10 protein-coding genes are annotated in these 11,843 nt (G+C 57.2%); 8 read left to right on the top strand and 2 right to left on the bottom strand.

The window, feature by feature from the left end:
* Positions 1-4: 4 nt before the first annotated feature.
* The gene (gene apbC, locus CPY64_RS01515; RefSeq protein WP_042482907.1) at positions 5-1,090 is read right to left on the bottom strand and encodes an iron-sulfur cluster carrier protein ApbC; all 1,086 of its coding nucleotides are present in this window, start codon (positions 1,088-1,090) and stop codon (positions 5-7) included.
* Positions 1,091-1,192: 102 nt separating this feature from the next.
* Here apbC and CPY64_RS01510 point away from each other — a divergent pair, with 102 nt between their 5' ends.
* The 3 genes from CPY64_RS01510 to CPY64_RS01500 all read left to right on the top strand — a co-directional run bounded on the left by CPY64_RS01510 (position 1,193) and on the right by CPY64_RS01500 (position 4,831).
* On the top strand, positions 1,193-1,450 hold the full coding sequence (locus tag CPY64_RS01510) for a hypothetical protein (protein WP_042482904.1): 258 nt from the start codon (positions 1,193-1,195) through the stop codon (positions 1,448-1,450).
* A 218-nt stretch (positions 1,451-1,668) separates the two neighbouring features.
* On the top strand, positions 1,669-3,738 hold the full coding sequence (gene metG, locus CPY64_RS01505; protein WP_042482901.1) for a methionine--tRNA ligase: 2,070 nt from the start codon (positions 1,669-1,671) through the stop codon (positions 3,736-3,738).
* A 196-nt stretch (positions 3,739-3,934) separates the two neighbouring features.
* On the top strand, positions 3,935-4,831 hold the full coding sequence (locus CPY64_RS01500; protein WP_042482898.1) for a cation diffusion facilitator family transporter: 897 nt from the start codon (positions 3,935-3,937) through the stop codon (positions 4,829-4,831).
* A 45-nt stretch (positions 4,832-4,876) separates the two neighbouring features.
* Here CPY64_RS01500 and CPY64_RS01495 read toward each other — a convergent pair whose 3' ends face one another.
* Positions 4,877-5,779, bottom strand: coding sequence for a LysR family transcriptional regulator (locus CPY64_RS01495; RefSeq protein ID WP_042482895.1), 903 nt, complete (start codon positions 5,777-5,779; stop codon positions 4,877-4,879).
* A gap of 314 nt (positions 5,780-6,093) precedes the next feature.
* On the opposite strand from CPY64_RS01495, the gene CPY64_RS01490 reads away from it, so the two are divergent.
* The 5 genes from CPY64_RS01490 (at position 6,094) to CPY64_RS01470 (ending at position 11,819) form a co-directional block, all read left to right on the top strand.
* A complete protein-coding gene (locus CPY64_RS01490; RefSeq protein WP_042483533.1) occupies positions 6,094-6,930 on the top strand; it encodes a bifunctional allantoicase/(S)-ureidoglycine aminohydrolase in 837 nt (278 codons plus the stop codon).
* 176 nt (positions 6,931-7,106) lie between these two features.
* Complete coding sequence (locus CPY64_RS01485; RefSeq protein ID WP_042482892.1) at positions 7,107-7,580, top strand: nucleoside deaminase; 474 nt, start codon at positions 7,107-7,109, stop codon at positions 7,578-7,580.
* Positions 7,581-7,711: 131 nt separating this feature from the next.
* Positions 7,712-8,881 carry a YncE family protein gene (locus tag CPY64_RS01480; RefSeq protein ID WP_042482889.1) on the top strand — a complete coding sequence of 390 codons (1,170 nt, stop codon included), beginning with the start codon at positions 7,712-7,714 and terminating at the stop codon, positions 8,879-8,881.
* A gap of 370 nt (positions 8,882-9,251) precedes the next feature.
* On the top strand, positions 9,252-10,661 hold the full coding sequence (locus CPY64_RS01475) for a GNAT family N-acetyltransferase (RefSeq protein WP_042482886.1): 1,410 nt from the start codon (positions 9,252-9,254) through the stop codon (positions 10,659-10,661).
* 372 nt (positions 10,662-11,033) lie between these two features.
* Entirely contained in the window at positions 11,034-11,819 is a 786-nt protein-coding gene (locus CPY64_RS01470; RefSeq protein ID WP_026485007.1) for an aldolase, read from the top strand.
* Positions 11,820-11,843 lie beyond the last annotated feature (24 nt).

The raw sequence follows: 11,843 nt of genomic DNA, 5'->3' as shown, positions 1-11,843 counted from the left end.
GTACTCAAAGAGGACGAGGAACAACCTTGGGGCGCTGCCCCGACGTGTCTGGAGGAAGTTGCGACAAGTTAGCCGAAACGCGATTGGCAATCTCGTGATAGAGGCGAGCCTCGGGGCTGTCCGCGCTGGCAATCACGGTTGGGGTACCGGAATCGGTCTGAGCCCGAATGCTCATTGCCAACGGCAAGGCACCCAGCCAAGGCACGTTGAACTGGCTGGCCATATCGCGACCACCATGCTGACCGAAGACCGGGTCAGCATGACCACAGTTCGAGCAGATATGGACCGACATGTTTTCCACAATACCCAGGACAGGCACATTCACCTTCTGGAACATGTTCAAGCCGCGCTTGGCGTCGATCAGGGCCAGATCCTGAGGCGTGGTCACAATAACGGCACCGGTCAATGGCACTTTTTGCGACAAGGTCAACGCGATATCACCCGTGCCCGGAGGCATGTCGATGATCAGATAGTCCAGATTGTCCCAACGCGTTTGTGTAAGCAGCTGTGTCAGTGCCTGGGTGGCCATCGGGCCACGCCAGATCGCAGGAGCGTCTTCGTCCAGCAGGAAACCAATCGAGTTGGCTTGCAGACCGTGACCAATCAAGGGCTCCATCATCTTGCCGTCCGCACTGCGCGGGCGCTCGTGCAGACCCAGCATGGTGGGCACGCTGGGACCATAAATATCCGCGTCCAGCAAACCGACACGCGCGCCTTGCATATGCAGGGCCAAGGCCAGGTTCACCGAGGTTGTACTCTTGCCTACACCGCCCTTGCCCGAGGACACCGCAATAATGTTGCGGATATTGGGCATAGGGCGCAAGCCTTCCTGCACGGCATGTATCCCGATGCGAGGGCTCAAATGCAGCTTGGACAGGGTGGCACCCACGCCCGCCAAGGCTTGCTCGATACGTTCGCGCAGCTGCCCCTGAATGTCATAAGCCGTGTAGGGCAGATGCAAAGTCAGCTCAACCTGGTTCTGGTCAATGCTCAGTTCGCATCGACCCGCATCGACCGATAACTTCTTTAACGTGTTGGGATCGGTCACATTCGCCAGGGCTTGCAACACGCGCTCGGAACTCACTGTCATTTATCCAAAACCTTGATATAAAGAAACATCACCATACCTTTAAACCAGAAAATTAGCGGTTCAAGAGGAATTTTTTTACACTTATGATGTCATACTAACCCTATGAACACATTTAACCAGATTATCCGCACAGCCCTCTTTGTCTTGCTGACAATTTTCGGTGCAATCATGGCGTTTATCTTCATGGTTTCTACCGCTATTGCGATCGGCATTTTATACATTGTGGCGCGTATTAGTGGCCGTCCTTTCGGCGTCAAAGCCTATTGGGACCAGCGCCGCCGCCCTGCCGCTACCAGCAAACAGTCGACTGCACCACGTTCGCGTGATGTTACCGACATCGAGATGCGCGAGATTCCTTAACAGTTCTTGACTGTGCGCCACGTATTTGGCGAGCAGCAACGCTGATTAGGCATTGCCCCCGAACACCCTGAGTCGTCAAAGGCTCAGGGTGTGTGCATTTGTATCATTCGCAATGGCCAATCAGCATTTTGCCCGTGGACATTCCTCTGTCTGGCGCAGCACAAGTGCGCAATAGACCGTAGAATCCTTGTTCCCTTTCTCTTTTATTTTGTTAAGTCATGTCACGAACGATATTTGTTACGACCGCCCTGCCGTATGCCAACGGCTCGTTTCACATCGGCCACATCATGGAATATATCCAGGCCGACATCTGGGTTCGGTCCATGCGAATGTCGGGACATACTGTGCATTTTGTGTGTGCGGACGACGCCCACGGCGCGCCCATCATGCTCAAGGCAGAAAGCGCTGGCATTACCCCCGCCCAACTGGTGGACAAGATTGCGGCCGAACGCCCCACCTACCTGAACGGTTTTAACGTCAAGTTCGACCACTGGCACCGTACGGACTCGCCAGACAACGTCGAGCTGGCCCAGGATATCTACCGCACGCTGAAAAGCGCCGGCTTTATTGACACCCGCACCATCGAACAGTTCTACGATCCGGTCAAAGGCATGTTCCTGCCCGATCGTTACATCAAGGGCGAGTGCCCCAAGTGTCACGCCAAGGACCAGTACGGCGACAGCTGCGAAGTCTGTAGCGCGGTTTACGCTCCTACCGAACTGATCGAGCCTTACTCCACCCTGACCAATGCGCGTCCGGTGTTGAAGACTTCGGAACATTTCTTCTTCCGTCTGTCCGACCCGCGCTGCGTGGCCTTCTTGCAAGAGTGGACCACGGGCAAGAACGCCCAGGGCAAGCCACGTCTGCAATCGGAAGTGCTGGGCAAGACCCGCGAATGGCTGGGTACAGGCGAAGGCGCTGAAGCCTCCCTGAACGATTGGGACATCTCCCGCGACGAGCCTTACTACGGCATCCCGATTCCTGATGCTCCCGGCAAGTACTTCTACGTCTGGCTGGACGCGCCTGTGGGCTACCTGGCTTCCTTGAAAGCCTATTGCGCCAAAGCCGGTCTGGACTTTGACGCCTTGCTGGACCCTGAAGGCAATACCGAGCAGGTCCACTTCATCGGCAAGGACATCGTGTACTTCCACGCCCTGTTCTGGCCTGCCATGCTGAAGTTCTCCGGCCGTAAAGTGCCTGACGCATTGAACGTGCACGGTTTCATCACCGTTAGCGGCGAAAAAATGTCCAAGAGCCGTGGCACCGGCATTTCGCCTCTGCGCTACCTGGAACTGGGCATGGATGCCGAATGGATGCGCTATTACATGGCCGCCAAGCTGAACTCGCACGTTGAGGACATGGATTTCAACCCTGACGACTTCATTGCCCGCGTCAACAGCGACCTGATTGGTAAATACGTCAACATCGCCAGCCGTGCCGCCAACTTCATCAGCAAGCACTTTGATGGCAAGCTGGCTTACCAGGGCGACACCCCCGAGCTGCAACACCAGCTCAAGGAAGTTGCCGAGAAAGTCCGCGCCGATCTGGAAAGCCGCGAATACGGCCGTGCCGTACGCCAGATCATGGCCCAGGCCGACATCATCAACCAGGCGTTCGATACAGCCCAGCCCTGGGTCATGGCCAAAGGCATTGCGACTGCCGAGCAAGCCCAGAAAGATGCGCTGCAAGATATTTGCTCGCGCACCCTGGCTGGCTTCAAGGGCTTGTCCGTCATGCTGACCGCCATTTTGCCCACCCTGACTGATCGCGTTGCCCGCGAGCTCTTCGGTCTGGATCGCAGCTTTGTCTGGGATGACGTGGCCGCCCTGCCCGATCACATCGCCCCCTTCAAGCACCTGATGCAGCGTGTAGACAGCGCCATGGTGGACGAGCTGCTGGCTCCCCCGCCGGCCCCCGTCGTACTGCCCGGTGGTGAAGCCATTGCCGACACCATCGACATCAAGGACTTCATCAAGGTGGACCTGCGCATTGCCAAGATTGTGAGCTGCGAAGCTGTGGAAGGTTCGGACAAGTTGCTGCGCCTGAGCCTGGACGCTGGCGAAGGCCGTTTACGTCAAGTGTTCTCCGGCATCAAGTCGGCTTACCAGCCCGACGACCTGATCGGCAAGCTGACGGTTCTGGTGGCTAACCTGGCTCCTCGCAAGATGCGCTTTGGCGTGTCCGAAGGCATGGTGCTGGCCGCCAGCCACGCTGATGATGCCGTGGATCAAGGCATCTATATTCTGGAGCCCTTCCCTGGTGCCCAGCCTGGCATGCGCATCAATTAAGACGCATTCCTGATACGCAAAAAAGCCTCGCTCACCAAGCGAGGCTTTTTTGTATCCATATACCAAAGAATAGGCTCAAAACAGCCTGCCAAGCCCCTTTCAGCGCCCCGCTGTCCAGGAAAGCCGATACACTCTATATCTTGAAACCGCTGTATTGATGCACAGTCTGCTGCTCTGAACGCAAGGACCTTTTGGCATGGAAAATATCCCCCCCTCAGATCTGGACCGGCACCGTGGTGCCCAACGCACCACCTGGGTCAGTGTCACGGTCAATATCGGTTTGAGCATGCTGCAAATTGTGGTGGGGCTGTTTGCCCACTCGCAGGCGCTGATTGCTGACGCCATCCACTCCCTGTCCGACCTGCTATCGGACTTTGTGGTGCTGATTGCCAACCGCCATAGCCGCCGAGGGCCGGACGCCGATCATCCCTATGGCCATTTGCGCTACGAAACGGCGGCCACCTTGGCCATTGGCGGCCTTTTACTGGCTGTAGGTGCAGGCATGTTGTGGAACGCTGTCTCTGCCCTGCGTGATCCCAGCAGTATTGAAGCCGTACACCCTATTGCCCTGGCCATTGCCTTCATCGCGCTCTGTAGCAAGGAACTCCTGTTTCGCTACATGCTGCGCGTAGCAAAACGTCTGCGCTCGACCATGCTGGTAGCCAATGCCTGGCATGCGCGCTCGGACGCAGCTTCCTCCTTGGTTGTCAGTGTCGGGGTGATGGCCAACCTGGCAGGCTTGCCGCTGGGTGATCCCCTGGCCGCCAGTGTGGTGGGCTTGATGATCCTGCGCATGGGCTGGAAGTTCTCCATCGGCGCCTTTCACGACCTGACCGACAAGGCCGTCGACCAGGAGACCGAAGAGCGTATTGCCAAGCTTTTACGCGAAACGCCTGGCGTGGAAGGCATACACCAACTGCGCACCCGCAAGCTGGGCGACATGATCTGGGTAGAGGTGGACCTGGAAATGGATGGCACCCTGAGCATCGCCCAAGGGCACGAGATTGCTGTAGCGGCCCGGGAGCGTGTCATGGCTCAAGAGCCGGTGCTGGATGTGATGACGCACTTTGATCCAGTCACACCCAAGCGCTAGAACCCGGTCTACCTTTCCCGCTCGCGCAAGTCGAACGCCACATCATCAAGCGCGGCGTTCACTCTCCGGAGCCAGCATCTCCACCAGCACACGAGACAAGGCCGTCACCATGTCATTAGCATGAGGCCGATGCAAGATCGCCAGTTCGAAAGCATCAATACGGGGCAGGCCTTGTGCTTGCCCCAGTTCAATATGATCAGCCCGCACCGCACGTCGTGGCAGCAAGCTGATCCCCATCCCGTCTGCCACCGCCCCCTGAATACCGCTCAAACTGGAGCTGGTAAAACTGATACGCCAACGTCGCCCCAAGGACTCCACTGCGCTGATGATTTCCTCTCGATAAACGCCACGGCGCGGGAAGGTCACCAACGGGATAGGGTCCAGATGAAAAACTGGATCAGTCGCACTATCCACCCAGGCGGTCTGCTCGGGTAAGCAGGCAACCGCTTCACGGGCATTGTGACGCTGTTTGACCAGCACAAGATCCAGCTCGCCCTGATCGTAGGCAGCCAGCAAATCGCTGCTCAAACCGCTACTGACCTCCAGCCGAACCTGCGGAAAACGGCGATTGAAACCCGCCAAGGCCCGCATGGTCTGGCCGTTGGTAAAGTCCTCTGGCACACCCAGGCGTACCGAGATGGTGACCAAGGACCCGGACAAGGCTTCTGACAACTGATGATTCAGAGCCAGCATCTGACGGGCATAACCTAACAGGGTCTGGCCCGCCTCGGTTGTACTGACTCCCCGGCTGGCCCGGTCCAGCAAACGCAGCCCGGCCAACTCTTCCAGGCGTCGTACTTTCTGGCTGATCGTGGACTGCGTGGAATGCAAACGTGTGGCGGCCGCCGTGAAGCTGCCGCAATCGACCACCGTCAACAAGGCCAGCAGCAGGTCCAGGTCGTACAAAGGCCGATTCAGGCTGGGACTGCTTGATAGTTGATGGTCCATTCGTTCAAAACCCTTCTGAAACCCGTCTATGGCACAAGTAAATTGTCGGCTACCGCTTGATATTAGCTTCGCAACAAGGATGAACAGTGAAGCTGTAGCCTACGGCGTGCGGACAACAGTCTCCACAACCCCGTTCATTCAAAAATCAAATACTAGAGATTTATACATTTAATTTGTAAATATCACCAGCAATCGTTAAGGTGTATTGGTCCCGCGCATTACAACGACATCCCGCCTGTGCCTTTTGCCAGCCGCCGGGATTGCGCCGTGCCGTTCGACGGATTTTTCCTTACTGAATTTCAATGGGAATCAACATGTCCAAAGTCAATTACTACGCCCCTCCCGGTGGCCACCCTCCTCAGACTCAATTGCTGACGGATCGCGCCATGTTCACCGAGGCCTATGCCGTGCTGCCCAAAGGCGTGCTGCAAGACATCGTGACCAGCTTCCTGCCCGGTTGGGAAAATACCCGTCTGTGGGTATTGGCACGTCCTCTGTCCGGCTTTGCCGAGACCTTCTCCCAATACATCATGGAAGTTGGCCCTCAGGGTGGCAGCAACAATCCTGAGTCCGATCCTGAAGCCGAAGGCGTGATTTTTGTCGTCAAGGGCCAGCTGGAACTGGTTCTGGAAGGCACCAAGCACATCATGGAAGAAGGCGGCTATGCCTTCATTCCTCCTTCCACCAACTGGACCTTGCACAACCGCACGGGCGAGCTGGCCAACTTCCACTGGATCCGCAAGCGCTACCAGCGCGTGGAAGGCCTGGATGCACCAGAAGCCTTTGTGACCAACGAAAAAGACGTGAAACCTGGCGTCATGCCTGACACCGAAGGCCGTTGGAGCACCACCCGTTTCACCGACATGTCCGACCTGCGTCACGACATGCACGTGAACATCGTGAACTTTGAACCCGGTGGCGTGATCCCCTTCGCTGAAACGCACGTGATGGAACACGGTCTGTACGTTCTGGAAGGTAAAGCCGTTTACCGCCTGAACCAGGACTGGGTTGAAGTGGAAGCCGGTGACTTCATGTGGCTGCGCGCCTTCTGCCCACAGGCTTGTTACGCGGGCGGTCCTAGCCGTTTCCGCTACTTGCTGTACAAAGACGTAAACCGTCATGCAAACCTGACCATTGGCGGCAATCGCTAATAGGGCATGAAACAGAACAGCCGCTGCCCGTCAGCGGCTGTTTTGCATTACAAACACGCCAAACCAGAACGCGCGCCCCCCTTATGCCGCCTGTACCCGCAGGTGTCCCACAAGGCGCAAATAGGGACTCTGGTTTCAAGGCTCATTCCAACCTTGCTTCTCTACAGGAGAAAAACATGAACGATAAACACTATCTGCTGCGCTCCATCCAGATCGCCGAAGAGAATGTCGCCCGCGGCGGCCAGCCCTTTGGCGCAGTGCTGGTGCGCGATGGTCAAGTTCTGGCCGAAGGGGTTAATGAGACCTACATTGCCCATGACCCCACCGCGCACGCTGAGATCCAGGCGCTGCGTACTGCCAGCCAGAACGTGAAAAGCAGCAGCCATGCAGGCAGCACCATGTATGCCAGCGGCATCCCCTGCCCCATGTGCATGGCCGCCATGATCGCCTCGGGCGTGGAGCGCGTGGTGTATTGCGCCGACGATGAGGAAGGCGAGCCCTTTGGCTGGTCTACCGAATCCTTCTACAAAAAAATGCAGCAGGACTTTGGCAAGCAGGGCGTGAAAATGGAGCACCTGCCCTTGCCGGAAAAACGCAAAGTGTATGAAGCCTGGCAAGCCCGATTTGGAAACGGCTCCAAGCAGGACTAAAACAAAGGCCATTCAAAACCCTGCTTGATCGCAGGGTTTTGCGTATTTACATAGACAGACAAGTCAGAAAAGTTTATAAAACAGAGCAGTTATAGTAACGATTCTCATTTATTGAATCCCAAAGGAAATACATGATTGCGTCCCGCCCTGCCTCTTTAAAAATGATTGTTGCCTCCGTAATGGGTGCCTTGCTGCTCAGTGCATGCCAGACCGCGCCGCAATCGCAACAAGCGGGCCAAACATCGTCCTTTAACGCGACTGCCCCTCAGGCACAGGTCACCTTCCGTCAGGACACCATTGATGGTGCCTACGAAATTCTGGCCGCCAAGGACAGCAAGCAGTTGTTTGTTGCCGCCACGCCCTTGTTCGAAGACCGTGCTGCTGGCTTCCTGCACGTTCTGGACCAGGACACCCTGCGTGAATCGCAACTGATCCAATTACCGCGCCGTGCCTTCGCGCTGGGCCTGAACCAGAAAACTCACACTCTGTACGTGGGCAACACCCTGGACGGCTCGCTGCTGGCAATCAACAGCCTGAACGGCACCGTCAAGCAACTGATCCAACTGGGTCAGAAAGAAGACAAGGGCGGCTGGGAACACACCCGTAAAGTCGTGATTGACGAGCAGGACAACCGCATCTTCGTGACCAACCCCTCTGAAGGTGGCCGCGTATGGATTGTGGACGGTGCCGAAGGCCGCATCCTGCATAACATCGATAACGTAGGCCTGTGGCCTGCTGGCGCTGCCTACGATGCCAACACCAAGCGCCTGTTCGTGGGCCACGGTGGCAAGGACGAAATTGCTGTCATCAACCCGGCCACAGGCGCTATCGAACAGCGTTTCACCACTGGCGATGCAAAAAGCGACAAGCGTGAAGACTCCCGCCACTTCTTCGTGAACATCACGCTGAGCGCCGATGGCAAGAAACTGTTTGGTGCTGACGCCAACACCGGCAAGATCTACGTGTTCGACACCACCTCCGGAAAAGTGGAAAACACCGCTGAAGTCGGTCTGGGTCTGCTGGATATCGTGTACAACGACGCTCGTAAAGAACTGATCGCCACCAACCGTGGCGTGGATCGTGAAACGCCTGCCGGCACCGGCTCGGTCACCATTCTGGATGCCAATACCCTGGCCGTGAAACACCGCATCAGCGCCCCTGTGCACCCCAACAGCGTGACTCTGAGCGCTGACGGCCAGACCGCTTTTGTCACCATCAAGATTCCTCATGGCGACAAGAGCCCGCACTACCTGAAAGGTGCCAAAGACAGCGTTCTGCGTCTGAACCTGAATCAGCTCTAAGCTTCTGGCTTGAAGCCTGACCCCAAGCCGAGACTACCCGCAAGGTAGCTCGGCTTTTTTAATACCTGCCACTTTGGTCTGCCAGGCGGCCTGCTCAGCATCTGTGCCTGGGCTGCAGGATAGTTTTGTCTGCTGTTCAAGCCCTAAGCCAGGGCCCGCCATAACTGGCTCTTGGGCGTTTCAAAGCTGTTTTAGCAATGCGGTCTGGAAACAAGCAGCAAAGCGGATTGCTGCAACCAGCCACTTGCTCAATAGAATCAATTAGTGGCCTAGCAAGACACCTCTTGTCTCCCGGCCTCACACTCCCTTTCCCGCCTCCAGTTGTGCCACAGATTGGCATTTCTGGAGCGTTTTCTATTGAAGACAAGTCATGGTTCAGCTGAACGCGTATCACCAGCCTATTGGCCCCCCGCTCCCTCATTGGCAAGCCCGTCCGCAGCCAGCACGCTGCGTTCTGCACGGCAAATACTGCCGTCTGGAAGCGGTGAACCCGGCGCAACATGGCGACAGCCTGTACGAGGCCTACAGCAGCGCCAGCGATGGCCGCGACTGGACCTATTTGTCTGTAGAACCCTTTACCAACCGCGCGCAGTTCGATCAGCACCTGCACACCATCAGCCAGGCCAGCAATGCCGTGCACTACGCCGTCGTGGAGCAAGTCACAGGGCGCGCACTGGGCACCTTGTCTCTAATGCGTATCGACCCGCAAAACGGCTGTATTGAAGTGGGTTTTGTCGCCTGGTCACCCGCCCTGAAACAAACTCGCATGGCCACCGAAGCCCACTACCTGTTGATGGCTTATGCGATTGATGGCCTGGGCTACCGCCGCTACGAATGGAAGTGCGACACACACAATGCTCCTTCACAAGCGGCTGCACGACGACTGGGCTTTCGCTACGAAGGTATTTTCCGTCAGGCAATTGTGTACAAGGGCCGCTCGCGCGACACAGCCTGGTTCTCCATTACCGATCAGGAATGGCCTGCCCTGAAAGCGAATTTCCAGGCCTGGCTGGCACCCGAGAATTTTGATGAGCAAGGCCGTCAAAAACACCGTTTGGGGCAACAACTCACTGTCGCTCCGACTGGCCCGGGGGCCCGCCGCCTGAAACAAATGCTGGCTCTGCAAGCCGAACTGAACCAACTGATTGATCCTGACTGGAGGGTCGCCAAGCAGGACTACTACCGGGCGATCTGGGTGGAATGTGCAGAGCTGGCCAATTACCTGGATTGGAAGTGGTGGCAGCATAGTGAATGCAATCTGCCGCAGCTCCAGCTGGAGTTGATCGACATCCTGCATTTTGGCCTGTGCGATGTCCTGCGTGCCAAGGATGATCTGTGCGAGCAAGAGGCCGCCACCGCGCTGGATCAGCTCCAGCACGCACCAGCCATCGCCAGCGACTCGGCGGCCATCATGTCGGCTCTGGAACGCTTTACCTTGCGTGTCCTGGAGACGCGCCAGTTTGATTTCAGCGGCTTTGCCCGACTGGCCAGCCTTTGCGGCTTGACCCTGGATACGCTCTACCACTCCTACGCTGGCAAGAACGCCTTGAACCGCTTGCGTCAACTGCGTGGCTATCAGCATGGTCACTATCACAAGCAATGGGGCGGTCAGCAGGACAACGAGCATCTGGCGTTGCTGCAATCGCGTCTGCCCACCGAGCAAGACAACTATCCCGAATTGATCCTGCATGCCTTGCAAGACAGCTACGACACGTTTTTTTCGGGAGGCACACCAGCCCGCAACGGTGCCGCCGTACCGCCTCCCCTTTCTTCACGTTGACAAAGGACTGTCCATGTACCTCGATTGCGATTGTTCCATTAGTGTCTTTCTGGACTCGCCTAAACCGGACTCCAATCCCGTGGAAAGCAATGACACGCGCCATCCACCCGATCCCCGGCCACAGCCGCATAAGGTGCAACATCCCTGGTCCCGCTCACGACGCCGCGAGCGATCCCGCTGGCGTCAAGGCTGATCTGCCCCAGTGCCTGCCTCCTTGCCCGGCCCCAGCCGGGCTCGTTCCTTTAGTAAGGCCCCAAGCAAATGGAATAGGAGCTATGAGCCAGCGCGCATAGCTCCTCTTGATGTAAATCAAGACAATGAATCCCATCGTCGGCACAAGGATCGACGAGGCATACCAAAGGAGACAAGCACATGGATACCCCACTCAGAGACAAATCCTATTTTGATGAACGCGCCACCAAAGAGATGGCCACTCATCTGCAACAAGTACAGCGCGACACCCGCGAAACCATGGCATTTGCCTGCCGCATCCTGGCCATGACCGAGCAGGAAGCCGGTCTGGCGGGCCAGATCAGCGTCCGTTCCGAGCGTCCCGGTGCGTACTGGACCCTGCGCTTTGGCCTGGGTTTTGACGAGGCCACCCCCGAAGACTTCATTGAAGTGGACCGCGACTTGAACACCCTTAGCGGCGAAGGCATGGCCAACCCGGCCACCCGCTTTCACCTGTGGGTCTACGAGGCTCGGCCTGACGTCAATTCCATCATCCACACGCACTCGCCCTGGGCCACGGTGCTGGCCACCGCCCGCCAACCCTTGGTGATTTCGCAAATGGACATGACGCCCCTGCACAATGACTGTGCATTTCTGGGCGAATGGCCTGGCGTGCCCATCGCCGATCAGGAAGGCGTCATCATTTCCAAGGCGCTGGGTGACAAGCGCGCCATTATTCTGGCCCACCACGGTTATCTGACCGCAGGCAAGAGCTGCCAGGAAGCCACCTACCTGTCGGTATATCTGGAGCGCGCCGCACGCCTGCAAGTACGCGCACAAGCGGCCTTTGGCCCGCTTACTCCTGTGGACGATACGCTGGCGGCCGAGGCGCACGACTATCTGCTCAAGCCCTCCATCGTGAACGCTACCTTTGACTACTGGTCCCGTCAGACCCAAGGCATTGCGCCCTTAACTAAAACTCGCTGACGCCCGTACCCAATCCCCAGCTTC

The sequence above is a fragment of the Alcaligenes faecalis genome (assembly GCF_002443155.1).
Taxonomy (GTDB): domain Bacteria; phylum Pseudomonadota; class Gammaproteobacteria; order Burkholderiales; family Burkholderiaceae_B; genus Alcaligenes; species Alcaligenes faecalis.
The sequence above is the reverse complement of the archived record's forward strand: the minus strand, read 5'-3'. Positions and strand labels throughout refer to the sequence as shown.